25 protein-coding genes are annotated in these 25,637 nt (G+C 38.0%); 22 read left to right on the top strand and 3 right to left on the bottom strand.

What is annotated here, in order from left to right:
- Nucleotides 1–51: 51 nt before the first annotated feature.
- Together H7U01_RS06305 and H7U01_RS06300 are read right to left on the bottom strand one after the other, a co-directional pair.
- A complete protein-coding gene (locus H7U01_RS06305) occupies nucleotides 52–792 on the bottom strand; it encodes an amino acid ABC transporter ATP-binding protein (RefSeq protein ID WP_002884797.1) in 741 nt (246 codons plus the stop codon).
- Nucleotides 792–2,990: an ABC transporter substrate-binding protein/permease gene (locus H7U01_RS06300; protein ID WP_045768497.1), complete on the bottom strand. Its 2,199-nt coding sequence runs from the start codon at nucleotides 2,988–2,990 to the stop codon at nucleotides 792–794. Before H7U01_RS06300 ends, H7U01_RS06305 begins: the two co-directional genes overlap by 1 nt.
- 198 nt (nucleotides 2,991–3,188) lie before the next feature.
- Here H7U01_RS06300 and H7U01_RS06295 point away from each other — a divergent pair, with 198 nt between their 5' ends.
- From H7U01_RS06295 to rpsU, 9 genes are all read left to right on the top strand, one after another.
- A complete protein-coding gene (locus H7U01_RS06295; RefSeq protein WP_155124370.1) occupies nucleotides 3,189–4,124 on the top strand; it encodes a CPBP family intramembrane glutamic endopeptidase in 936 nt (311 codons plus the stop codon).
- A gap of 68 nt (nucleotides 4,125–4,192) precedes the next feature.
- Entirely contained in the window at nucleotides 4,193–4,819 is a 627-nt protein-coding gene (locus H7U01_RS06290) for a hypothetical protein (protein ID WP_225745331.1), read from the top strand.
- Entirely contained in the window at nucleotides 4,809–6,800 is a 1,992-nt protein-coding gene (uvrB, locus tag H7U01_RS06285; protein WP_201041295.1) for an excinuclease ABC subunit UvrB, read from the top strand. The genes H7U01_RS06290 and uvrB overlap by 11 nt, the downstream gene beginning before the upstream one ends.
- A 44-nt stretch (nucleotides 6,801–6,844) precedes the next feature.
- The gene (locus H7U01_RS06280; protein WP_060971812.1) at nucleotides 6,845–7,309 is read left to right on the top strand and encodes an 8-oxo-dGTP diphosphatase; all 465 of its coding nucleotides are present in this window, start codon (nucleotides 6,845–6,847) and stop codon (nucleotides 7,307–7,309) included.
- 215 nt (nucleotides 7,310–7,524) lie between these two features.
- Entirely contained in the window at nucleotides 7,525–8,337 is an 813-nt protein-coding gene (locus tag H7U01_RS06275; protein WP_201041294.1) for a transporter substrate-binding domain-containing protein, read from the top strand.
- A gap of 11 nt (nucleotides 8,338–8,348) precedes the next feature.
- Nucleotides 8,349–9,146, top strand: a complete 798-nt coding sequence (locus H7U01_RS06270) for a transporter substrate-binding domain-containing protein (protein ID WP_070656491.1) — start codon at nucleotides 8,349–8,351, stop codon at nucleotides 9,144–9,146.
- A gap of 245 nt (nucleotides 9,147–9,391) precedes the next feature.
- The gene (locus H7U01_RS06265) at nucleotides 9,392–10,501 is read left to right on the top strand and encodes an aminotransferase (protein WP_014634848.1); all 1,110 of its coding nucleotides are present in this window, start codon (nucleotides 9,392–9,394) and stop codon (nucleotides 10,499–10,501) included.
- Between the two features lie 67 nt (nucleotides 10,502–10,568).
- Nucleotides 10,569–11,363 (top strand): transporter substrate-binding domain-containing protein, encoded by a 795-nt coding sequence (locus H7U01_RS06260; protein ID WP_037601831.1) that lies wholly within the window; start codon nucleotides 10,569–10,571, stop codon nucleotides 11,361–11,363.
- Nucleotides 11,364–11,555: 192 nt separating this feature from the next.
- Nucleotides 11,556–11,732, top strand: coding sequence for a 30S ribosomal protein S21 (rpsU, locus tag H7U01_RS06255; protein ID WP_002884573.1), 177 nt, complete (start codon nucleotides 11,556–11,558; stop codon nucleotides 11,730–11,732).
- Between the two features lie 156 nt (nucleotides 11,733–11,888).
- On the opposite strand, the gene mscL is transcribed toward rpsU, so the two are convergent.
- A complete protein-coding gene (mscL, locus tag H7U01_RS06250; RefSeq protein ID WP_037611854.1) occupies nucleotides 11,889–12,269 on the bottom strand; it encodes a large conductance mechanosensitive channel protein MscL in 381 nt (126 codons plus the stop codon).
- A 162-nt stretch (nucleotides 12,270–12,431) separates the two neighbouring features.
- Here mscL and dnaG point away from each other — a divergent pair, with 162 nt between their 5' ends.
- The 13 genes from dnaG to H7U01_RS06185 all read left to right on the top strand — a co-directional run bounded on the left by dnaG (nucleotide 12,432) and on the right by H7U01_RS06185 (nucleotide 25,496).
- Nucleotides 12,432–14,243 (top strand): DNA primase, encoded by a 1,812-nt coding sequence (gene dnaG / locus H7U01_RS06245; RefSeq protein ID WP_201041293.1) that lies wholly within the window; start codon nucleotides 12,432–12,434, stop codon nucleotides 14,241–14,243.
- 3 nt (nucleotides 14,244–14,246) lie between these two features.
- The gene (rpoD, locus tag H7U01_RS06240) at nucleotides 14,247–15,356 is read left to right on the top strand and encodes an RNA polymerase sigma factor RpoD (protein ID WP_002884252.1); all 1,110 of its coding nucleotides are present in this window, start codon (nucleotides 14,247–14,249) and stop codon (nucleotides 15,354–15,356) included.
- 53 nt (nucleotides 15,357–15,409) lie between these two features.
- The gene (locus H7U01_RS06235; protein WP_002884757.1) at nucleotides 15,410–15,745 is read left to right on the top strand and encodes a metal-sulfur cluster assembly factor; all 336 of its coding nucleotides are present in this window, start codon (nucleotides 15,410–15,412) and stop codon (nucleotides 15,743–15,745) included.
- A gap of 10 nt (nucleotides 15,746–15,755) precedes the next feature.
- Complete coding sequence (locus tag H7U01_RS06230; RefSeq protein ID WP_201041292.1) at nucleotides 15,756–16,682, top strand: glycosyltransferase family 2 protein; 927 nt, start codon at nucleotides 15,756–15,758, stop codon at nucleotides 16,680–16,682.
- A 4-nt stretch (nucleotides 16,683–16,686) separates the two neighbouring features.
- On the top strand, nucleotides 16,687–18,162 hold the full coding sequence (locus tag H7U01_RS06225) for a glucosyltransferase domain-containing protein (RefSeq protein WP_201041291.1): 1,476 nt from the start codon (nucleotides 16,687–16,689) through the stop codon (nucleotides 18,160–18,162).
- Between the two features lie 85 nt (nucleotides 18,163–18,247).
- Nucleotides 18,248–19,099: a dTDP-4-dehydrorhamnose reductase gene (gene rfbD / locus H7U01_RS06220; RefSeq protein ID WP_183137294.1), complete on the top strand. Its 852-nt coding sequence runs from the start codon at nucleotides 18,248–18,250 to the stop codon at nucleotides 19,097–19,099.
- Between the two features lie 118 nt (nucleotides 19,100–19,217).
- Entirely contained in the window at nucleotides 19,218–20,471 is a 1,254-nt protein-coding gene (locus tag H7U01_RS06215) for a polysaccharide biosynthesis C-terminal domain-containing protein (RefSeq protein ID WP_101799716.1), read from the top strand.
- A gap of 5 nt (nucleotides 20,472–20,476) precedes the next feature.
- Nucleotides 20,477–21,421, top strand: a complete 945-nt coding sequence (locus H7U01_RS06210) for a glycosyltransferase family 2 protein (protein ID WP_003094727.1) — start codon at nucleotides 20,477–20,479, stop codon at nucleotides 21,419–21,421.
- A gap of 17 nt (nucleotides 21,422–21,438) precedes the next feature.
- A complete protein-coding gene (locus H7U01_RS06205) occupies nucleotides 21,439–22,407 on the top strand; it encodes a glycosyltransferase family 2 protein (protein ID WP_064518982.1) in 969 nt (322 codons plus the stop codon).
- Entirely contained in the window at nucleotides 22,408–23,124 is a 717-nt protein-coding gene (locus H7U01_RS06200) for a glycosyltransferase family 2 protein (RefSeq protein ID WP_064518984.1), read from the top strand.
- A complete protein-coding gene (locus tag H7U01_RS06195) occupies nucleotides 23,124–23,477 on the top strand; it encodes a DUF2304 domain-containing protein (protein WP_003094173.1) in 354 nt (117 codons plus the stop codon). The genes H7U01_RS06200 and H7U01_RS06195 overlap by 1 nt, the downstream gene beginning before the upstream one ends.
- Nucleotides 23,470–24,246 (top strand): glycosyltransferase family 2 protein, encoded by a 777-nt coding sequence (locus H7U01_RS06190; RefSeq protein WP_003094408.1) that lies wholly within the window; start codon nucleotides 23,470–23,472, stop codon nucleotides 24,244–24,246. The genes H7U01_RS06195 and H7U01_RS06190 overlap by 8 nt, the downstream gene beginning before the upstream one ends.
- Before the next feature lie 29 nt (nucleotides 24,247–24,275).
- Nucleotides 24,276–25,496, top strand: a complete 1,221-nt coding sequence (locus H7U01_RS06185) for a beta-carotene 15,15'-monooxygenase (protein ID WP_183137293.1) — start codon at nucleotides 24,276–24,278, stop codon at nucleotides 25,494–25,496.
- Nucleotides 25,497–25,637 lie beyond the last annotated feature (141 nt).

The raw sequence follows: 25,637 nt of genomic DNA, 5'->3' as shown, positions 1-25,637 counted from the left end.
ATGGCAATCAAAAACAGCTACTCTAGCAAGAGTAACTGTTTTGATAATTAGTTAGGCGTTTAGAACCTTGTCCAAGAATTCTTTCAAACGTGGGTGTTGTGGGTTATCAAAGATTTGATCTGGAGTACCATCTTCGAGGAACTCACCGTCCGCAGTAAAGATTACTCGGTTGGCAACTTGACGAGCAAATCCCATTTCGTGAGTAACGATAATCATGGTCATACCTTGCTCTGCCAATTCTTTCATAACGTTAAGAACGTCTCCGACCATTTCAGGGTCAAGGGCAGAAGTAGGTTCGTCAAAGAGCATGATATCAGGATTCATTGCCAAACCACGTGCAATCGCCACACGTTGTTTTTGTCCACCTGATAGGCTATCTGGCATTGCATCTGCCTTGTCAGCAAGTCCCACACGATCAAGAAGATCCATAGCTAATTTATCAGCTTCTTCCTTATTCATACGTCCGAGTTCAACAGGTGCAAATGTCACGTTTTCAAGGACTGTCATGTGTGGGAAGAGGTTGAAATGTTGGAAGACCATCCCGATATTTTCGCGGGCTTTGTCAAGGTCTGTCTTAGGATCTGATAATTCATAGCCATCAACGACTACCTTACCAGATGTCACTGTTTCAAGTAGGTTAAGCGTACGAAGGAAGGTTGATTTACCTGAACCTGAAGGACCGATGATACATACAACGTCACCTTCGTAGAATTTGGCGTCAATGCCTTTGAGGACTTCATTGTCGCCGTATGATTTGTGCAAGTCCTGCACATCGATTTTCAATTCAGCCATTATTTAAGTCTCTTTTCTAGTCGTTTAGCCAATTTCGTCAAGCATGTGATGATGACCAAGTAAAGGATGGCCAAGATCGCATACATACGGAATGATTGGTAGTTACGAGCAATGATGATTTTACCAGTTTGGAAGAGTTCAACCAAACCGATAGCTGATACGATAGTCGTATCTTTCAATGAGATAACAAATTGGTTGATGAAGTTTGGCAACATCAAGCGAACCGCTTGTGGCAAGATAACCTTACGCATTGTTGTATTGTAAGGGACACCCAAGCTTCGGCTAGCTTCCATCTGACCAATAGGAACAGCTTCGATACCACCACGTACAATTTCGGCAATATAAGCACCACCGTTAAGTGAGAGGGCAATTGTCGCTGCCACAAAATCATTGATTGGTGATTGGTGACCAGTGATATTTTCAATCAAGTTAGGAATACCCCAGTAGATGAAGGCTGCAACAATCATCAATGGGATACCACGAACCACGTCAACAAAGACTTGCGAAATCACGCGGAGTGTCTTATTTGGTGCAACTGCCATCATACCGAAGATAACACCGATAATCATGGCAATAGCAAATGAAAGAAGGGTCAATCCAAGGGTAATTCCAAGACCTTGGAGGAGTTGTTTGTAGTTGTTTTTAATCAAGCCTACGATGGTTGTTTCATCGGTAGCTTTTTTTGAGCTTCCTTCTTTTGATTTGTTGCTATCGAGGTATTTATTGATAATCTTATCGTAAGTACCATCTTTCACGATAGCAGCCAAACCATTGTTGAACATCTCAATCAACTCAGGATTAGTGCCTTTTTTAACAGCAAATCCGACTTCACCAGTGGCAATACCTTCAATTGGTGTTGTAAAGTTACGTCCTTGTTGGATAGCGTATAGAAGAACGGCTTCATCATCCATAAGAGCATCGATTGAACCAGAGTTCAAGCTGTCATACATAGTAGAAGCTTCATCGTAAGCACGAACAGTAAAGCCATATTCACCAGCGTGGTCTTCCAACCATGAGTAAGATGACGTACCGTTTTTAGCTCCTACAGTCTTACCTTTAAGATCCTTGTAAGATTTAACCTTACTTCCTTTAGCTACAGCCAAACGAATGTTTGATGTGTAGTAAGGATCTGAGAAGTCAAAGATTTGTTTACGAGCATCAGTGATGGTCATACCAGCCAATACGGCATCAGCTTGGCTAGATTGTACAGCATTAAGTGATGCATCGAAACCAGGGTTTGTCAATTTTACATTGAAGCCTTGGTTTTTAGCAATAGCATTGATGATATCAACATCGATACCTACATATTTACCTGAACCATTTTGGTATTCGAATGGAGCAAAAGATGAGTCCATTGAGATAGTGTAGGTTTCCTTAGCAGGAGTGGCTTTTGCGTTAGCATCACCAGTCAATTTAAGATCTGCTGAAGGTTTTGAGGAAGAAGATTTTTCTGAGTCACCCAACCATTTATTCATGATTTTATCGTAGGTGCCGTCTTTCTTCATTTCCTTAAGAGCTTCGTTGAAGTCTTTGATAAGATTTTCGTGTTTTCCGCCTTTTTTAACAGCGAAAGCGAAGCTACCGATAGATTCAGGCTTAATGTTGATAGCGTAGTCTTTTCCTTGACCAATAGCGTATTTAACAACTGGTGTGTCGTCCATAGCTGCGTCAACAGAACCAGAATCCAAGCTGTTGTTCATCAAGTCGCTAGTGTCAAAAGTTTTAACTGTAAAACCATATTTGCTAGCGTTTTTATCAAGCCAAGTTTGAGCAGCGGTACCGTTTTTAACACCGACTGTTTTACCCTTCAATTGTTTGTAGTCGCTGACTTTGTCGCTACTACGTGTGTAGATAACAATTGAAGTGTCGTAATAAGTGTCTGAGAAAGTGAAGACCTTCTTACGTGCGTCGGTAACAGTAGTACCGGCCATTAGGGCGTCTGCTTGGCCTGATTGAACAGCGTTAACAGCTGCATCGAAACCAGGGAAGGTTTGGTTAACATCCCAATTTTTACGTTTGGCAACTTCGTTGATGATATCAACGTCGATACCTTTGTAGGTCTGATCAGAATCTTTGAATTCAAATGGGGCATAGGCTGTGTCTGAAACGACTGAAATTGTTTCAGCAGATACCTTAGCTCCGAAAACAAAGAAAACTGACATGGCACTCAAGAAGAGTGTCAGAAGTTTTTTCTTCATTATAAAAAGTCTCCTTTATAAAATACCTTCCTATTCTATCAAAAAAAGGTCTTGTTATCAAACTTCTTGGAGTTTGATGTTAGGAAATGTAACAAGGTTCGTTAGCTATGAGAGCTATCTGAGAAGAAGTTGACAAGCTTGTGTCAATTAGTTACACTGTAATCGAATACATGTAAGATTTGTTACAGGAGCTAAAAAATGAAGAAACGTATGCTTGAGAAATATACTAGCCGATATGATAAAGTTCCAAGTTGGCTGATGATTATGCTGTCCTGTTTTATTGCCTTTGGTTATGTCCTTGTAGGTGGATTTCTATCAGGGATTGTTGTGGGAATTCCAATGGCTATTGTTCTTTCTTTCTTAGTATTAAATGGTAACATTCAGTTCCAGGATATAAATACGATTTCCTATAAGATGTTTTCAAACATGTATTTTCAGTTGGGAACATTTGCCTTTACTGCCTTAGCTATCTTTTTCTGGGTTAAAGTTGTTGAAAAACGTCCCATTCGTACACTTGGATTTTTCAAGGGGCATATTTGGTTTAACTTGCTTAAGGGCTGGGGATTGGGAACCCTGCTCTTGTTAGTGAGTTTCCTTGGGACTTATATACTTGGAGGGTTAGAATTTGTAAAAGTAGACTTTTCTCAGAAAACCCTCCTATATATACTATCCCTAATACCTTTCTGGTTTATCCAAGGTGGAACCGAGGAACTGGTGACACGTGGTTGGTTACTTCAGACGGTGACTAATAAATTGAACCTTTCCTGGGGAATTGCTATTTCAAGTTCTTTCTTTTCAATATTACACCTAGGAAATCAAGGTGTTACCGCCTTGTCTCTAATTAGTATTGTTCTAGTAGGAGTTCTTTTGGCTCTTTACATGCTCAAGACAGATAATATCTGGGGTGTCGCTGCCCTTCACGGTGCTTGGAACTTTGCGCAAGGGAATCTAGTTGGCGTGGCAGTTAGTGGACAGAATGCAGGCGGCAGCTTATTGCACTTTCAGGCCAGGTCAGGCGTGCCTGATTGGTTGTCAGGAGGAGCTTTTGGTCTAGAAGGAAATCTCGTTACCTGTCTCGTTCTCCTAGTAGGGATTATCATCCTTCGTCTACAATTGAAAAAAGAAAACTTTTAAGGCTGAGTTCAAAGACTCGGTCTTTTTACTTCTGTGTTAAAATAGAAGAAACACTTGGAGGAGACAATATGATAGTTAAGCTTGATAGGGTCATGTTGAAATTGAAAATAGTCGTTGGCCTTATATTTTCTGTCTTGTCTTTATGGATTCTTTGTCCTGAGCTCATTATAGGTTCTCTTCGTGATAATCCAGTCAAGCAGTTCCTTGCTGTCATTGTTTTATTTTGGCTTTTATTATCCATTGTTCACCTTATAGACGGTATCGTAAATCTCAAAGGTCATGGAAAGCTCTTGGAACTGGATGACAATTCCTTGACCTACTATGGCCAAGCATTTGGACGGAAAACTTTTGACATTCCTTTATCCGAGATTGAATTTGTCAAGAAAGCTTGGACAACACGGATGGAGGATATTGGACGCTCTTCGACAGTGAGATATTCTTTGAAACGCATCGAGCATGTCTTCGACTATGATGCCGAGGTTGATGATAAAAAGAGATATCAGGTGTTGCTTATCTTCTTCAAAAATGGTGAGACAGCTGTTACCTATGACAAAAAACTTGGTCATCAATCACGGAAGAAACGTGCCTATGTCGCTAAGATGCGAATGATTCAAATTCCGCTTACAAGTGGGGAAATCTTCTCCGACCAAGAGATGAATGATTACATAAATGAAAGGAAAAAGAATGATAGATAGAAAAGAAGACAACCAATTCCATTTGGTTTCTAAATATGAACCTTCTGGGGATCAACCTCAGGCCATCGAAGCCTTGGTGGACAATATTGAAGGTGGTGAGAAGGCTCAAATTCTAAAGGGGGCGACAGGGACAGGTAAGACTTATACCATGAGTCAGGTCATCCAGCGCGTCAATAAACCAACCTTGGTTATTGCCCACAATAAAACTTTGGCAGGTCAGCTTTATGGAGAGTTCAAGGAGTTCTTCCCAGACAATGCTGTAGAATACTTCGTTTCCTACTATGATTTCTATCAGCCAGAGGCCTATGTACCGTCATCAGATACCTATATCGAAAAAGATAGTTCTGTAAATGATGAAATTGATAAGCTCCGTCACTCAGCGACATCTGCCCTCCTTGAGCGTAATGATGTTATCGTTGTGGCTTCCGTTTCTTGTATTTACGGTTTGGGTTCGCCAAAAGAATATGCCGATTCAGCGGTTAGTCTTCGTCCAGGGCAAGAGATTTCTCGAGACAAGTTGCTCAATGACCTAGTTGATATCCAGTTTGAGCGAAATGACATTGATTTCCAACGTGGGAAATTCCGTGTACGCGGTGATGTAGTCGAGATTTTCCCTGCCAGCCGCGATGAACACGCCTTTCGTGTGGAATTTTTCGGTGATGAGATTGACCGTATCTGTGAGATTGAAAGTTTGACAGGACGCAATCTCGGCGAGGTTGAGCACCTTGTTCTTTTCCCGGCGACTCACTTTATGACTAATGAAGAGCATATGGAAGAGGCCATCAAGAATATTATGGAAGAGATGGAAGCTCAAGTTAAACAATTTGAAGCTGAAGGTAAGCTCATCGAGGCTCAACGTATCCGCCAAAGGACAGAATACGATGTTGAAATGCTTCGTGAGATGGGCTACACAAATGGTGTTGAAAACTACTCACGACACATGGATGGGCGAAAAGAGGGCGAGCCACCGTTCACCTTGCTTGATTTCTTCCCAGAAGATTTTCTCATCATGATTGATGAAAGCCACATGACAATGGGTCAGATTAAGGGAATGTATAACGGAGACCAGGCTCGTAAGAAGATGTTGGTTGATTACGGTTTCCGTTTGCCATCGGCGCTTGACAACCGTCCACTTCGACGTGAAGAATTTGAGAGTCATGTTCATCAGATTGTCTATGTGTCTGCCACTCCAGGTGATTATGAGATGGAGCAAACTGAGACTGTCGTTGAGCAAATTATCCGTCCGACAGGGCTCCTTGATCCAGAAGTCGAAGTTCGTCCAACCATGGGACAAATGGATGACCTTCTTGGTGAAATTAATGCCCGTACTGAAAAAGGCGAGCGTGTCTTTGTAACAACTTTGACTAAGAAGATGGCTGAAGACTTGACTGACTATCTCAAGGAAATGGGTGTCAAGGTCAAATACATGCACTCTGACATTAAGACTCTAGAGCGTACTGAGATTATCCGTGACCTACGTTTGGGTGTCTTTGATGTTCTTATCGGTATTAACCTTCTTCGTGAGGGAATTGACGTTCCTGAAGTTAGTCTGGTTGCTATTTTGGATGCTGATAAGGAAGGCTTCCTTCGTAATGAACGTGGACTTATCCAAACAATCGGACGTGCTGCTCGAAATAGCGAAGGTCACGTTATCATGTATGCGGATAAGATTACAGAGTCTATGCAGAAGGCCATGGATGAAACGGCTCGTCGTCGTGAAATCCAGATGGCCTATAATAAGGAGCATGGCATTGCTCCACAAACGATTAAGAAAGAAATTCGTGACCTTATTTCTATTACCAAGGCCAATGAAGCAGAAGTGGCAGAGGACACTGTGGACTACAGTGCCATGAACAAAAAAGAACGCCAAGAAGCCATCAAGAAACTTCAAAAACAAATGCACGAAGCAGCAGAACTGCTTGACTTTGAATTGGCGGCTCAAATCCGTGATATGGTTCTTGAGCTGAAGAGTATGGATTAAGGCTAGTTACATCACTTAGGCATTATAAGTAAGAAAGGAAATATATGTCACGTTCACAAGCAACTATTTTAACCAATATGTGTCTCATCGAAGATGGCCGTGGAAATATCGTCATGCAAATCCGCGATCCAAAGCGTTATTACTGGTCGGGAGCAGCCCTACCCGGTGGCCATATCGAAGCACATGAAGGTCTGGTAGAATCAGTTATCCGTGAGGTTGAAGAAGAAACTGGCTTGACCATCAAAAACCCTAAATTAGTTGGTATGAAGCATTTTTACACGACAGATGATGAGCGTTATCTAGTATTCCTTTATAGAACTTCGGATTTTGAAGGAAAAATCCATTCAACAGAGGAAGGCGAAGTTCGTTGGGTTGCTCGAGAGGAGGTAGCTAATATGGATTTAGCTTATGACATGCTCAATCTGCTACGTGTCTTTGAAGAAGACAATCTCTCAGAACTTTTCTATCGGGAGCGACTCGAAAATGACTTTATCCGAGAATTTTGGTAAGAATATGAACTATTTATTCAAATGAATGAATAGTTTTTTTGTCGTTAAAATCAGATAGGAGAGCTTTAAATAAGTAATTTTTAGATTTTATAATGACGATAAAATTAATAAAAATGAAAACTTTAATCAATAAAAGTTCATTTTTTCATTGACAAATGCATAATAATACATTATTATACTTACATAAGTTAATAAATATAGAAAAGAGATTGATTATGAAAACATGGAAAAAACTTTTGTTGGGATTTGCAGGGATCTTTGCTTTGACGACTTTAGCAGCTTGTTCTTCGTCGAAGGACACTTTGGAAAAGGTACAAGATAAAGGAACTTTGACAGTTGCTCTTAATCCCCACTTTGCTCCTTTTGAGTTTAAAACAATCCAAGATGGTAAGGATACTATTGTTGGAGCAGACATCGAAATTGCCAAGGCCATTGCAGATGAGCTTGGTGTGAAAGTCAAATTCTCTGAAATGTCCTTTGACAATGTCCTAGCCAGCGTCCAATCTGGTAAGGCAGATATTGCCATTTCTGGTATCTCAGCCACTAAAGAACGTCAGAAAATTTTCGACTTCTCGGATACTTACTATGAGTCTGAAACGGTTCTTGTTGTCAAAAAAGATGCGACAGGAACTTACAAACAAACCGGTGATTTTGCTAAAAAATCTGTAGCCGTTCAAAAAGGGTCTATTCAAGAAAATATCGCCAAAGCCAACTTGTCAGATGCTAATGTGGTTTCCTTGGCACAACCTGGTGAAGCTATCAATGAATTGAAGTCTGGTCAAGTTGAAGGAGTAGTTCTTGAAAAAGCAATTGCACAAGGTTATGTAGACCAAAATAGCGACCTAGCTGTGTCAGACATTGCTCTCAAGTCTGATTCAAAAGATGCCTATGCCGTAGCAATGCCTAAAGGAAGCGATAAGCTAAAAGAAAAGGTTAATAAGGTTATCGCTAAACTCAAAAAAGAAGGTAAGATTGACAGCTATGTTCAAGATGCCTACACTCTTTCACTTAAGAGTTCTAGCAAATAAGGAGTTATTATATGAAGAAATTTTGGTTTATCCTTACAGCTCTAGTCGCTACCTGCTTTCTAGTTGCTTGTAGCGGAAGTCAGGGAGTAAGTCCTAAAACGATTAAGGAAAAGAAGAAAATTGTCGTGGCAACAGAATCAGAATTTGCACCATTTGAGTTCAAATCATTGGTTAACGGCAAAGATACGCTAGTTGGAGCAGACATCGAGTTGGCCAAAGCTATCGGTGAAAAACTCGGCGTAAAGGTTGAATTTTCCGTGATGTCTTTTGATAATGTTCTTGCTAACGTACAAAGTGGTAAAGCCGATATCGCCATTGCAGGGATTTCGGTGACAGACGAACGTAAGAAGGTTTATGATTTTTCAGACAGCTACTATACGTCAGAAAATGTAGTGATTGTCAAAAAAGACAAGGTAAATGACTACACAAGCACTGATAGTCTAGCAAAACAAACGGTCGGTACGCAAAAAGGGTCTGTTCAAGAAACCGTTGCTAAGAAACAAATCCCTAAGGCAAGTGTGGTATCACTGGCTTCAAATGGTGAAATGATTAACGAACTCAAATCAGGGCAGCTTCAAGCAGTTGTACTTGAGAAGGCCATTGCAGAAGGTTATATCGCTCAAAATGACGATTTAACCCTTGCCAACTTTAATCTCAAGTCAGATAGCACAGATGCTTATGCCGTCGCAACACGTAAAGGTTCGGATGACTTGCTTAAAGAAATCAATGCCGTCATCAAAGAGACTAAGGACTCTGGGAAATTTGACCAATGGTTGAAAGAAGCATCAACCTACAAACAAAGTAAGTAAATTTAAAACTCCCGAGCACCTGAAAAGAGTAAAATTCAGGTGCTTTCATCAACAGTGAAAAGTTTCGTTTGGTGATGGCTTTGTTCACCTAAGAGGAGTCTCCAAAAATTCTTAAATCTAAAATGGGGCAATACCCCATTTTTTATTGAATTCTCTGTTAAAAACAGTTATTATCAAAGTAGGTAAGTCTGTCAAAATAGACAAATGACATCGTATAGAGTGCTTAAGAAAAGCAAGGAGAAACTATGAAGCTACCACGTTTTGGTGTTGAAGAATGGCTTAATGTCCATGAAAAATCTGCCATATATGATATCGCAGGAGTTTCAATTAAGGCCCTCACAATGGAAGAATTATTTGACCTGTCAGGCCTTGATAAAGACGCCTTTTTTGCCCAACTACTAAAGAAAAAGATGGATTACGGCTGGATTGAAGGGTCACCAGAGTTTAAGACTCAAGTGGCTAGCTTATACAAGAACATGCCGGTTGATAATATCCTCCAAACCAATGGGGCTACAGGAGCGACGATGCTAGCCCTTTATGCGCTTATTGAGCCTGAGGACCATGTCATCTCCATGTATCCAACTTATCAACAGCTCTATGACATTCCTAAGTCGCTAGGAGCAGACGTGGATCTCTGGGAGGTTGAAGAGGACAAGGGGTGGTTGCCTGATTTGGACCAACTCCGCCGTCTCATTCGTCCTAATACCAAAATGATCTGTATTAACAACGCCAACAATCCTACCGGTGCCCTTATGGACGCTGCTTACCTCGAGGAGCTAGTGGCTATCGCTAAAGAAGTAGACGCCTATATCTTCTCAGATGAGGTCTATCGCAGTTTTGACCAGCCTACGCCTTCTATTGTAGATTTGTATGAAAAGGGCATTGCCGTCAATAGTCTGTCAAAGACCTATTCCATTCCTGGTATTCGTGTGGGTTGGGTTGCTTCTAACACAGAGGTGGCGGACATTCTGCGTGACTACCGTGACTACACGATGATTTGTGCGGGTGTCTTTGATGATATGGTGGCTACCCTTGTCTTGGAAAATAAAGAAGCCATCCTAGAGCGTAATCGTCAGATTGTAGAGGAAAATCTAGCTCTTATGGATGAATGGATTGCCAAGGAACCTAAGGCGTCATGGATTAGACCTGCCAGTGTTTCCACATCTTTCGTCAAACTAGATGTGAATCGTCCTATCGAAGATTTTGCTTTGGAGCTTCTTCAGGACTATGGTGTTCTTGTGGTTCCAGGTAACCGTTTTGACAAGGAGTCTCATGTCCGCATCGGTTATTGCTGTGACAAGGAAGTTCTTCAAAAGGGCTTAGAAAAATTGTCGCAATTTCTTAATAAATGTTGACAATACCACTAATTTTAAGTAAAATAAACGAGCAAAAATTATATTTATACAGGAGTTTCTTATGAAAATGAAAAAACTTTTCCTTGGGGCTATGGCTCTCCTTGCTACTGTGACTTTAGTAGCTTGTGGGTCAAAAAAGGATGCTTACTTATCCATTAAAGAAAATAAAAAACTTGTCGTGGCTGTCAGCCCAGACTATGCACCATTTGAGTTCAAAACTTTGGTAGATGGTAAAGACCAAGTAGTTGGTTCAGATATCAAGTTGGCACAAGCTATCGCTGATGAACTCGGTGTTAAGCTTGAAGTTACAACAATGAGCTTTGACAATGTCCTTTCTAGCCTTCAATCAGGTAAGGCTGATCTTGCTATTTCAGGTATCTCAGTAACAGACGAACGTAAGAAAACCTTTGATTTCTCATATCCTTACTACGAAACACAAAATGCTATCATCGTTCGCAAAGATCAAGAGTCTACTTACTCAAGTCTTGATGCTTTCAAAGGTAAGAAAGTAGCAGTTCAAAAAGGTACCATTGAAGAAGGCCTTGCTAAGAAACAATTGAAAGATTCAACAGTCGTATCACTTACAGCAATGGGTGAGGCGATTAACGAGGTGAAATCTGGCCAAGTTGATGCTGTTGACCTTGAAAAACCAGTAGCAGAAGGTTACGTGGCACAAAATTCAGATTTGGCTTTGGCAAGCGTTGCCCTCAAAGTTGATGATGGCGATGCAAAAGCAGTCGCTATGGCTAAAGGCAACGAAAGATTGAAAGAAGTAGTCAACAAAGTCGTCAAGAAATTGAAAGCAGATGGTACTTACGACGAGTACATCAAGGATGCTTCTAAATACACAGCAGTTGAATAAATCAGTAGCTAGGGGAGATGCCTCCTCTAGTTTTTGTATAGGAAAAAACTTGGATAGTTTTAGTAGACTTAGAAGTCAACTGTAATAGCAAAAATTCCTAAACTTAAATATATTTCTTGACAGAAAAAGGCGAGTCTTGTATACTTGAATAGAACGTGTAAAATGTTACATTATCTTGAGGAGGTGAATTCAATGTCAAAAACAGTAGTACGTAAAAACGAATCACTTGACGACGCTCTTCGTCGTTTCAAACGTTCTGTGACTAAAGCTGGTACTCTTCAAGAGGCTCGTAAACGTGAACATTACGAAAAACCTTCTGTAAAACGTAAACGTAAATCAGAGGCAGCTCGCAAACGTAAAAAATTCTAATTAAGAATGAAATTAACAGAAAAAAGCTTGAGTCTTCTCAAGTTTTTTTCTTTTCATCGAATAAAGAAGTCGGTTAGTAATCGTGAGATACCAAAAAAGACGTCTGAGATTTCAGACGTCTTAAGTTTCATATGTCTTTAGTTGAACAAATAAAGATTATTTGTTTGCAAGAAGGTCGCGGATTTCAGCGAGCAATTCTTCTTGTGATGGACCTGCTGCTTCAGCAGCATCCTCAGCTTCTTTTTTGCTAAGAGCAGTTGCTTTGCTAGCAGCTTTAACAACGAAGAAGAGAGTAGTACCAACGATGATGAAGTTGATAACTGCGCTCAAGAAGCTACCGTATGCGATACCGTTCCATGACAATTTAGAGAGGTTTTCAACGTTAGCAGCCTTAACAACTGGGTTAAGGATAAGTGGAGTGATGATATCACTTACAAGTGAAGTGATGATAGCGTTGAAAGCAGCCCCCATAACAACGGCTACAGCAAGATCAAGGACGTTACCCTTGAACAAAAAGTCTTTAAGTTCTTTAATCATTTTGACAATGAATCCTTTCTTTTATTTACTTTTAATAGTTTATCCGATTTTGTAAATCTTGACAAGGTATTTGCTCATGAAAAATCAATTTTATTTTACTTTCATTTTTCATCGTGTTATAATTAGGGGTAATGCAATTATGGTAAGATAGGGGGCGATTAGATGGTGATTGATAAAGCTTTAATAGAAGATATTAAGAGCAGTACCAACATCGTCGACGTAATTGGCGAAGTTGTCAGTCTTAATCGTGCAGGTCGCAATTACCTGGGTCTCTGCCCCTTCCATAAGGAGAAAACCCCCTCATTTAACGTTATTGAGGACAGACAGTTTTACCATTGTTTTGGTTGCGGAAAGTCTGGGGATGTCTTTAAATTTTTAGAGGAATACCGTCAGATTTCTTTCCAAGAAAGTGTCAAGGTTCTGGCAGACCGCTTAGGTATTGCAGTTACGATAGACGCACCAAGACAGGCTCAGCAGCAGAATTCTCCTAATCAAGCCTTCTATGATCTTCATGAGGATGCGCTTAAGTTTTATCACGCTGTTCTGATGACGACCAAGATAGGAGAAGCAGCGCGTGCCTACCTCTATGAGCGTGGTATGACTGACGATTTACTTAAGACCTTCCAGATTGGTCTAGCCCCTGACGAACCAGATTATCTCTATCAGTCTGTATCAAAAAAATATGACGAAGAGGTGCTGACAGAATCAGGTCTTTTTAATCTTTCTGAAAGTAATCGTCTTTTCGATACTTTTAAAAATCGAATCATGTTTCCGCTTAAGAATGAGTTTGGAAAGACTATTGGTTTTTCAGGGCGTGTTTGGACTAAGGACGATATTGAAAAAGGACAAGCCAAGTACAAAAATACAAGGGCTACCCGTATTTTCAATAAATCTTATGAACTCTACCACCTCAATCAGGCTAAGCCAGTGATTCAGAAGACTCATGAGGTCTATCTGATGGAGGGATTCATGGATGTCATTGCTGCCTATAGGGCTGGGCATGTTAATGCTGTGGCTTCTATGGGAACGGCGTTGACCCCTGAGCATGTTAATCGTCTGCGTAAGTTAACCAAGAAAATTGTTCTGACCTATGATGGTGATAAGGCTGGGCAAAATGCTATTGCCAAGTCTCTGCAGCTTTTATCGGATTTTCAAGTCGATATTGTTAAAATTCCAGACAATATGGACCCTGATGAATATCTACAGAAAACATCTGAAGAGGCTTTGGGGAAACTTTTGGTCGAATCCCGCATTTCAGATGTGGAATTTTGGATTGGACAGCTCAAGCCCGCTAATGTGGACAATCTTCAAGCGGAGATTGCCTATGTTGAGCAGATTGCTAAGATTATTGCCAAGTCACCCTCTGTGACAGCACAAAATTCCTACATTTCTAAGGTGGCTGACCTTTTGCCAGACTTTGATTTTTTTCAAGTCGAGCAAGCGGTCAATAATGAACGGTTGAGCATGAGGAATCAGCAGACGGCTCAATTATCGGCTGCTAGTAATAGTGCTTATGAGTCTTCAGCGTCAGGATTTAGAGGGACGGTCAAACTACCTTCCACACCGAAGATTACAGGTCTTCGTCGAGCGGAAAATCAACTCTTCCATCGCATGTTAAATCATCCGATGATTTTGAATGACTATCGCATGAGAGAGGAGTTTTTCTTCCAAACACCTGAGTTAGAGGAGCTCTATCATATTCTGAAGCAAGATGGTCAAATCGATACGGTGGCCTTGTCTGTACTTTCTCAAGAGGTGCAAACAGCCTATTATCAGGTTTTAGAGGAGATTTTGCCACCTGAAACCAGTTTAGAGGAGGTCCAGGATATTGAAGAGCGTAGAAATCATTTTCTGAGGGAACAGGACTTCCGTAAGCAAAGTAAACAAATAAGAGAATCAAGTAACCACGGTGATGTGGATGCAGCGGTAGAAGCGCTGCAAATGCTCATCGCCCAAAAACGAGATATGGAGTAACACATGGCAAAGAAAAAACAAAATACAGCATTTAACGTTCAAGTCGCTGATTTCATCCGTAACCACAAAAAGGCTGGTACAGCAATTGATGATGAAGTCACAGAGAAACTAGTTATCCCATTTGTTCTTGATGCTGATGGGATTGATGACCTTTTGGAACGTTTGACAGACGGTGGTATCTCTATCACAGATAAGGACGGAAATCCTTCATCTAAATATGTTGTTGAAGCCCCAAAACCAGAAGAGTTGACAGACGAGGAGCTTCTTGGTTCAAACTCAGCTAAGGTCAATGACCCTGTTCGTATGTACCTCAAAGAGATTGGGGTAGTTCCTCTCTTGAGTAACGAAGAGGAAAAAGAATTGGCTATCGCTGTTGAAAATGGTGACTTGGAAGCGAAACAACGTTTGGCAGAAGCTAACCTTCGTTTGGTAGTCTCAATCGCTAAACGTTATGTGGGACGTGGCATGCAGTTCTTGGACTTGATTCAAGAAGGTAATATGGGGCTTATGAAAGCCGTTGATAAATTTGACTACTCTAAAGGTTTCAAATTCTCAACTTATGCGACATGGTGGATTCGTCAAGCAATCACACGTGCCATCGCAGACCAAGCACGTACCATCCGTATCCCAGTTCACATGGTTGAAACTATCAATAAATTGGTCCGTGAACAACGTAACCTCTTGCAAGAGTTGGGACAAGATCCAACGCCTGAGCAAATCGCTGAACGTATGGATATGACTCCAGATAAGGTTCGTGAAATCCTTAAGATTGCTCAAGAGCCAGTTTCTCTTGAGACACCTATCGGTGAAGAAGATGATAGCCATTTGGGTGACTTTATTGAAGATGAAGTTATCGAAAATCCAGTAGATTACACAACTCGAGTGGTTCTTCGTGAACAATTGGATGAAGTGCTTGATACCCTTACAGACCGTGAAGAGAATGTTCTTCGTCTCCGTTTTGGTCTTGACGATGGGAAGATGCGTACTTTGGAAGATGTTGGTAAAGTCTTCAACGTTACTCGTGAACGTATTCGCCAGATTGAAGCTAAAGCCCTTCGTAAATTGCGCCACCCAAGTCGTAGTAAACAACTTAAAGACTTTATTGAAGACTAAGATAGTAAATGGAAGGGGCCTGATTATTAGGTCCTGATTTTGGAGGAAAAGCTATGTCTGAAGTAAAATACACTGAAGCAGAAATTGAAAAAATCAAAGACCGTATCTTGGAAGCCTTAGAAATGGTCATTGACCCAGAGTTGGGGATTGATATTGTCAATCTTGGCCTTATTTACGATATTCGTTTCCAGCAAGATGGCTATACTGAAATCGACATGACCTTGACGACTATGGGCTGTCCTTTGGCAGATCTTTTGACAGATCAAATCTATGACGCTATGAAAGAAGTGCCAGAAGTCACTAAGACTGAGGTTAAATTGGTCTGGACACCAGCATGGACTATCGAAAAGATGAGCCGCTATGCCCGTATCGCCCTAGGTATTCGTTAGGAGAAGGCTTATGAAAACACTGGCTATCGTTGTTCCTTGTTATAACGAGGAAAAGACCATCCACCCTTTTTTAGAGGCTTGTCAGGCAGTTGAACGACAAATGGCCAATCAGTTGACTTTCAACTATTATTTTGTCAATGACGGTTCAAAAGATCGCACCTTAGAGGTTTTGAGACAGGTTTCAAAACAATTTGAAAATGTTCACTATCTCTCTTTCTCTCGTAATTTCGGGAAGGAAGCAGGCTTACTTGCAGGCCTTGAAGCAGCTGAAGGCGACTACGTCACAGTTATGGACGCCGATCTTCAGGATCCACCTGAACTTCTCATCGAGATGTATGCCAAAATCCAAGAAGGTTACGACGTTGTTGGGACACGACGTGCTGACCGCAAGGGTGAGCCACCTATTCGTTCACTCTTTGCTAAGGCCTTTTATTGGTTGATTAATAAAGTTTCTGACACAGAAATGGTAGACGGGGCGCGTGATTTCCGTTTGATGACGCGTCAGGTTGTTGACGCCATCCTTGAGCTCAAGGAAGTGAATCGCTTTTCAAAAGGGCTCTTTTCTTGGGTCGGCTTTGATGTGGCCTACGTCTCTTATGAAAATCGTGAACGTGTGGCAGGAGAAACTTCATGGTCTTTCTGGAGCCTATTGAACTATTCACTTGATGGCTTTATCAACTTCTCCGAGGTACCGTTGAAGCTTGCCACATGGGCAGGAACCTTCTCATTCTTAATCTCTTTGGTTGGAATTGTCTTTGTCGTTATCCGAAAACTAACTATAGGTGGGAGTGTTGCAGGCTGGGCAAGCCTCGTCTCAATCATCCTCTTTATCGGAGGAATCCAACTCTTAGCCTTGGGGATCATCGGGAACTACATTTCAAAGATTTTCCTAGAAACCAAGAAACGGCCAGTTTATATTGTTAAGGAAAAAGGGTGAAGGAATGAGTGGAGAGTTTTTAGGAGTGTTTCATAACTTAAAGGATTATATCAAGAGAAATAAATTTGTTTTATCTCTTATCTTAGGTGTTTATCTTTTAGTTAACATTAACATCAGCTTAGCTGAGTATCCGTACATTGATGATATAGGCCGTCAAATTCTGGGTTATACAGGATTTTCTGAACATTACTCTAGATATTTGAGTGAATTCTCAGCACGTCTTATTCAAGGTGGTGCTCATTTAACGGATCCTGGGCTGACTACAAATATTATCACAGCCTTCATATTAACATTTGCAAGCACGATATTATTGTTTGTACTGTTTCCATCGAAAAAGGTTACTCCAGTTTTAGCCCTAGCTTCAACTGTAATTGGAATAAATCCTTGGTTTTTAGAGCCTTTGAGCTTTAGGTTTGACAACCCATTTATGTCACTAAGTATTTTAGTGTCAATACTTCCTTTTATCTTCTGGGAGTCTAGAAAATTATTTAGCTTATGTTCAGTTGTATGTATTTATCTTATGTGTAATTCATACCAAGCATCATCGGGAATATATATTGTAATGACGCTCACACTGCTCTTTTTAGAGGTAGTTTACAGCGGTAAATTGAATATAAAGAGTTTAATCTGTTCAGTTTTATCCTATGTTGGGGGCATGGCTTTATATAAAATACAAATTACTATCAAGCCACCAATTTTTGCCGACCAAGGAAAAGTACCAAGTTTATTACATCTTCCTAGTATTATGCTTGCGAATGCTAAAGGTTATCTGAAAAATATTTATCTTCAAAGCTCGAAAGTTTGGATTCTTTTATTCCTAGTAATACTGATCTTATTAGTGTTTAATATAGTTAGTAGCAGTAAGCAAAAGAAAATTGTAGCGTTAGCTTTTACGTTTGCTTGGCTAGGTTTAGGAAGTATTTTGAGTTATGGAAGCTACTTAATACTTTCAGAACAATTTTATTTGTTGAGACCCAGATATGAATATGGATTGGGAATCTTTGCGTCCATTGTGTTAGTTATTTCTTTAGGAATAACCAATCGAAACCAGATTATTAATATTTTAAAATCTGTATTTTCTAGTTTACTCGTCTTTTATTTCCTTGCTTTTTCATTTATTTATGTAAGCAATTTAAAACAACAAAATAATACACTTGAAGTACAAAGTGCTATGTTAGGAAATAGTTTGAACAAGTATCTGAATGATAACAATAATGTGGTCAATATTAATCGTTTTGTTGCTAATTCCCCTATTTATGAAAATGCGACCTCGGTCTATCCAATGATTAGTAGCTTAATTATGCCTAATACTAATGTTTCTTGGGATATGACTATGAAATTTAATGCAGTTACAAAATTAAATGTTGATTTTAGACCATTTGATGCAACTACAGTAAATTCAGAGTATAAACAATTAGAAACAACCAAAATGTATAATGTTTATACAAAAGATAATGAACTTTTTGTAGTGATGAAATAATAAATTATATTTTATGAAAGCAGATTTTTTCTGCTTTTTTTGATAAAATTAAAGTGCTATTAATGAAAATTACAAGGAGAAAAATATGATTCTAGTAACAGGTGCAAATGGCCAACTCGGAACGGAACTTCGTCACCTTCTTGATGAACGTAACGAAGAATATGTAGCAGTAGATGTGGCAGAAATGGACATCACGGATGCTGACAAAGTAGATGAAGTTTTTGCGGAAGTAAAACCAACCTTGGTTTATCACTGTGCTGCTTACACAGCTGTTGATGCTGCTGAAGATGAAGGTAAAGAACTTGACTATGCTATCAACGTGACTGGTACTGAAAATGTCGCTAAGGCTGCTGAAAAACATGGTGCAACGCTGGTTTATATTTCAACGGACTACGTTTTTGATGGTGAAAAACCAGTAGGTCAAGAGTGGGAAGTTGATGACAAACCAGATCCACAGACAGAGTACGGCCGTACAAAACGTATGGGTGAAGAACTAGTCGAAAAACATGTGTCAAACTACTATATTATCCGTACTGCGTGGGTATTCGGTAACTATGGTAAGAACTTTGTCTTCACCATGCAAAACCTTGCTAAGACTCACAAGACACTCACAGTTGTTAATGACCAACATGGTCGTCCAACTTGGACACGTACTTTGGCAGAATTTATGACTTATTTGGCTGAAAACCGTAAGGACTATGGTTACTATCACTTGTCAAATGATGCAGCAGAAGATACAACTTGGTACGACTTTGCGGTTGAAATCCTCAAAGACACTGATGTTGAAGTGAAGCCTGTAGATTCAAGTCAATTCCCAGCTAAAGCTAAACGCCCTCTTAACTCAACAATGAGTTTGACTAAGGCTAAGGCAACAGGGTTTGTCATCCCAACATGGCAAGATGCTTTGAAAGAGTTTTACAAACAAGAAGTGAAATAAGAATACTTAATGAGCTTTTTAAGTTAAAAGAGAGAACGTGTGTCATGCTGTTCTCTCTTTTTTCATTGAGAATATGATATAATTAATGGAATATAGTTATCGAAAGAGAGTGAAATAATTGAAAAAAGTAACTGCCCAAAAGGTATTTTTCTGGAATATTTTAGGAAGTATGTCTTCAGCTGCTGTTTCAGTTATACTTCTTTTTATTGTTACACGTGCTTTAAATAGTGCTTCAGCGGATACCTATAGTTTTGCCTATGCGATTGCGAATCTCTTTGTTATTGTAGCAAGTTTTCAAGTTAGAGATTTCCAAGCAACAGATATAAGAGAGAAGTATTCTTTTGATACTTATTTCGTAACAAGGATTATTTCAAACGTTGCAATGGTTCTTCTTTTAGTGACGTATTTAATTTTTAATACAAATACTCACTCAAATCTAGGGATAATTTTTTGGGTATCTTTTTTCCGTGTTAGTGAAGCTTTATCGGATGTTTTTCAAGGATTATTTCAGCAGAAGGAACGTTTGGATATTGCCGGGAAATCACTGTTTTTGAGAAATACTATTTCAACAATTGTATTTGCTTTAACTCTAGTCATCTCAAAAAATCTATTGTGGTCCGTGATTTCACAAACTATTAGTTCATTTGTTTTTATTGCTCTATTCGATTACCCTCATTCAAAGTTCTTCCATCGCTTAAATCTTATGAGTGTTAAGCCGAGTAATATTATCAATGTATTGAAAGATTGCTTACCTTTATTTATTAATGCTTTTTTGTTGGTCTCAATTTATAATCAGCCTAAATATGCTTTGAATGATATTTTTAATCAAGGTTTGATTGGAAATGGTGTTCAGCGAGATTTTAGTATTTTGTTTACACCAATATTTGCAATGAATCTTATGATTGTATTTCTTAGACCGATGATTACGCAACTTGCAGTCTTTTTAGAAGAAAAGAAGATTTCTCATTTTGTCACTTACAAGAATAATCTCTTCAAGATTTTATTTGGAACTTGTACATTAATATTTCTAATTGGTGCTTTTATAGCCATTCCTGCTTTGGATATTGTATATGGGACTAACCTTAAACAGTATCAGACTAGTTTTGTTGTTTTGTTGCTTGGAGGAATTGCAAGTACTTTTTCAACTGTATGTGATAACATTTTGACAATATTTAGGAAACAACATTTTTTAGTTATTTCCTTTATTGTAGGCTATATTGTGTCAATCTTAACTGCCAAGCCTCTAGTGTCGAAATTTGAAATTTTTGGAGCCTCATTATCATTTCTTTGTGCGATGATAGCATGGCTACTTGCTTCTCTAGTAATTTATTTTGTAACAAATCCATATACAATCTTTAGAAGGAAAAAATAATTGACATGAAATTTTCTATCATTATTCCAGCATATAATGTGGCAGATTATTTAGAAAACTGTGTAGAGAGTATTCTTAAACAAACATATGATAATTATGAAGTTATAATTGTAAATGATGGTTCAACAGATGAGACAGGTAAAATAGCTGATGATTTGTCATTACAATTTAAACAAATTAATGTAATTCACCAATCTAATGGAGGTGCTTCAAAAGCTCGTAATACAGGGATGAAAGAAGTTGTTGGTGATTATATTTTATTTTTAGATGGTGATGATTTTTGGAGTGATATCTACTTTTTAGATCAGGTTGCTAGTGAACTAAATAAGCAACTAGTAGATGTTGTTATTTTTGGTTATAGTTATTACTATGATAATGAAATTAAAGAGATTCCAGTTTCTCGTTTAAACGACTTAATCGAAGCTACTAATTTTGGATTATTCAATGGTCCTAATTGGAATAAATGTATTTCTAAGGAATTAATTAATAAAGAGTTAAGTTTTCCTGAAGATTTGGTCTCTGAAGATAGTTTGTACTGTTCATCAATAATGAAGATGATGGAAAGTTTTTCTGTAATTAATAGCACTCAGTACATGTATCGTCAGAACAGAGTTGGAAGTTTAACAAATGTAGTGAAAGAAAGAAATGTATTAGATACTCTTAAGGGAATTAGTAGAGGTTTATCTGATGAAAAGTCATTATCTGAAGTTAAACGTAAAGCCCTAAACACCTATTTTACAATTTCTTATATTTCAATTCTTCCTTACGCTAGGCCATATTTATTTAACCAAGAAATACGTGATTTGTTAATTCAATATAAGTATTTGTTGAGAAATTCAAGTCATATAAACAACAAATCATTTAAAATGACAGGTATCTTTGCTTCGATTTTGGGAATTAATATCTCAACAAGGTTATTTTCTCACCTTCTGAAATTTTATAAAAAATAATAGATAGAAAGTATAATATGTCTAATCCAACCGTTTCAGTCATAATTCCTGTATATAACGCACAAGAGGGAATTAAACAATGCCTGGATTCTCTTCTAAATCAATCATTTACAGATTTTGAGATTATTCTGTTAAATGATGGCTCTACAGATAATAGTTTAGAAGTTATTAAAAAGTATGCAGCTGATAATGATTTTATCCGAGTAATTGATAAAGAAAACGAGGGAGTTGCTAAAACCAGAAATAAGGGTATACAACTTGCTAATGGAAAGTACATTGTATTTATCGATAATGACGATTTTGTTGATTCAGATTATTTAGAGCGTTTTTATAATGAAATAGATCAAGAACAACTAGATATTGTTCTTGGTGGTTATAAGCGTGTTAATCAGGAAATGAAGACGCTTTTTAAACAAGATTTAACACAATCTGAATGGTCTAAGTATATAGTCGTTGCACCTTGGGCACGTATTTATCGAACTTCGTTTTTAACAGATAATAATATCCAGTTCTTTGATTATCCAATAGGTGAAGATGTTATCTTCACTTTGACTGCTTACAATCTAACAGAAAGAATTAAAATAATTGATTATAATGGCTATAATTGGTTTTTTAATGAGAAGAGTATATCAAACACATCTCAAAGAGGGTTTAATCCGAATATAGATATTGTGTATTTCTTGAGTCACTTGCTTCAAGTTGCTGGTGATTCAAAATATATTCGCTATTTTATTAAACGATATTACATATGGTACTTACTCTTTTCTGGAAGAGCAGCTTCAAGTTCATCGTTTATGGATCAATATAGAAGAATTAAGCAATGGATTTCTAAAGAAAATCTTGATTCAAATTTAACACCATTATCATCTGAGATAACTGGAGAAAGAATTCAAACAGTTATTTCTGTAATGGCTTTTAGAACTTTGGAACGCTTAAGATTAGTTTCACTGTTTTCGATATTTTACTGTAAAGGAAAGGAGAAGTAGTTGAGAGTTTTAATGATAATTCCTGCCTACAATGAGGAGGAAAGTATTTTCGACACGGTAACGAGTATCTTGAATTACCGCAAGAAAGTTGATTTTGATCTGGACTATGTTGTTATCAATGATGGATCAACAGATAAGACAAAACAAATTCTGGAAGAGAATCATTTTAATGCGGTTAATCTCGTGATGAATCTTGGAATTGGCGGTGCAGTTCAAACAGGATATAAATATGCACTAGAGCATGACTATGATGTAGCAGTTCAATTTGATGGCGATGGCCAGCATGATATTGAATCCTTGTCAGATTTGCTAGAACCAATTCGAAAAAATGAAGCAGACCTAGTTATTGGTTCTCGCTTTGTTGGTGATGTTAAGTCTGAATTTCAAACAACTTTTATGAGGCGCTTCGGAATTAGTGTTATTTCCAACCTTATCAAATGGACAACTGGACAAAGAGTTTTAGATACAACTTCGGGGTACCGTTTGGCTGATAAAGATGTTATTAAACAGTTCGCTAAGCGTTATCCAATCAAATATCCAGAACCAGAAACCATTGTTCATATTTTGAAACGTAAATATCGAGTTGTTGAACGACCAGCAAATATGTTTGAACGTACTGGTGGTGTTTCTTCCATTACGCCAATTAAATCGATTCGATATATGCTTGAAGTGTGTTCGTCGATTGTTATTGCAGCCTTTATGAGGGAGAGTGAATAATGTCAGTTTTATCTATTGTGATGTTGGTAGCTTCCATCTTTTTCCTTTATCTAGTCATTAGAAATATCAATAAGAACAATATCTTATTTGAACAGGCCTTCATGTGGATTGTCATCAGTCTGGTAATGATTGTTATTTCGATTTTTGATGTTATTCCAGTTTATTTTGCAGGATTACTTGGATTTGAACTGACTTCGAATTTTTTGCTGTCGCTTGCTATCTTTTTCTTATTGGTCATCGCTTTCCTACAAACCATGACTTTATCGAAACAAAAAGAGCAGATTAAACATTTAGTTCAGGAATTATCTATTCTAAAAAGTCATGTAGAAGAGAAAGAGGAAAAGAATGAATGATAATCATACTTGGGTAATTTGCGCTTATGGAGAAAGTGATTATCTTGAAGCCTGTATTCAATCTTTAAAAAATCAAACTCTTTATTCTCAAATTATCTGTTATAGTTCAACGCCACTTGATTCGATTAAGGAGCTTTGCCAGCGTTATGATATCCCATTTTATACTAAACAAGGTGGGGGGATTGGTAAGGATTGGAATAATGCCATTTCTTTTGTAGGAACAAAATATGCTACTATCGCCCATCAGGACGACTACTATGAGCCAAGATATGCAGAAAAAGTATTGGCCAAGATGGAAAAAACTAGTGATGTTCTAATCGGATATTCTGATTATTTTGAAGAAAAAAATGGTCTTAAGATCCCTGCAAATACAAACCTCAAGATTAAAACCTTGATGCTAAAAACAATGAATCTTTTTCCTAGTAGTCATTTTTGGCGTAACCGCGTAATGGCCTTTGGTAATCCAATTTGTTGTCCAGCTGTCACCTATAACCTTGAAAAATTGAAGAATTTCTATTTTGATGAGGGAATGAAGGTCAGCCTTGATTGGTATGCTTGGTATAAGATTAGTGAATACAAGGGACGTTTTGTTTATGTGTCAGATAAGCTAATGTGTCACCGAATTCATGAGGAATCTGAGACTTCTAAGACTATTGCTGATAATACTCGTAGTAAAGAAGATTTGTATATGTACCAACTCTTTTGGCCAAAATGGATAGCAAATATCCTTATGAAACAATATGTGAAGAGTCAGAAGACGAATGGGTAAGTATGAATCGTTATTGTTTGAGAGAGAAAATGAAAAGTAAAAGTAGATTTTATTGTTACATCTTAATTATTTCTATACTGTATGGTTTTCAGTATTATATTAATAACAAAATTACACCTGTAGGGGATCAAACAGCATTTTTAAATTATGCAAAGGAATTTCACCATAATTACCTTGAATTTGGAATTAATCGTTATCTTACATGGAGTAGCCGGTTACTGATTGAATCCGCAACGTTATTCTTTTCAGTACACGATAAGTTATTTATAATTGCTTCTATTATTGCAAGTTTCTTTTTGCTTTTACCTAGTAAGAAACTTTGCCCTAATTTACCTTGGATACCTGGACTTTTCATTTTTATTTTTCTTCCAGCAAGTGAATTTTTAAGTGCAGGTTCTATTCCTACATATATTAATTATGTATTTCCAGCATCATTTCTTTTGTTCTCTCTGTATTATCGTTATTCAGATAAGTGGTGGGTTCAATGTCTAGCGTTCCTATCTTTTGTTTTTGCTATTATGAATGAACAGTTAGCAGTCTATGCTTTTTTATGGATTGTTTTCGAATTAATAAGGGATTGGAAAGTCATTACATTTAGGTACAGAAATATATTGTATGGCTTGGTTTCGTTGACAGGAATTCTCTCTGCAAAATTCTCTCCTGGAAACACATTGAGGTTTGAAAAAAATGTGGAATCTTGGTTTCCAAATTTTGTCCACTTGAACCCACTCCAAAAAATAGGGTTAGGAATTTTGGAAACTGGAGATGGTATATTTTCAGTATCTTTCGAGTTTATTTTTGTATTTTTGATAGTTTTAGTAGTTTTGTCGTTTTATAAAAAGAATTTTATTTCACTGATTCTGTCATCTTTTACCCTATTTGCTATTTTAAGTCAGAAGTTTGAGTGGAGAAATATTTTATTTACACTTTCTAGTGTTAGTAAAGTTGCTAGAGAGAGTGGCACCTTTGAATACAATGTTGTCTATTTTGGAGCGGTGATTTATAATATCGTTTTATTTATGATGGTGATGTATTCTCTATGGGCTCTTTCTAAAGTTTCAGATAGGTTATGGATTGTATACTTATTCGGGATAGGTTTAATTGGGCGTTTGCTGATTTCATTTTCACCTACGCTTTATGCTTCAAGCACCAGAACGTATTTACCTATAATGCTTAGTCTATTTATTATTACTTGTTATTTTTTGAATGATGTTTATATTCATTTTAAACGGTCCAAAGTTATCAAGTAAAAGCAGAGTTATTCTGCTTTTTTCTTTGCCTGTAGTAAGGGGATTTTTTCTTCAAACTATAGTATAATTAAAGCGGTATACACTTTCAAAATAAGATACTCTTTCTTTGAAAGATTGGATTTAATAGTTATTATTATTTAC

The sequence above is a fragment of the Streptococcus sp. 21.1 genome (genome assembly GCF_016648635.1).
GTDB lineage: Bacteria > Bacillota > Bacilli > Lactobacillales > Streptococcaceae > Streptococcus.
Note: the sequence above shows the minus strand (reverse complement) of the source record. Positions and strands in the feature narration are given on the sequence as shown.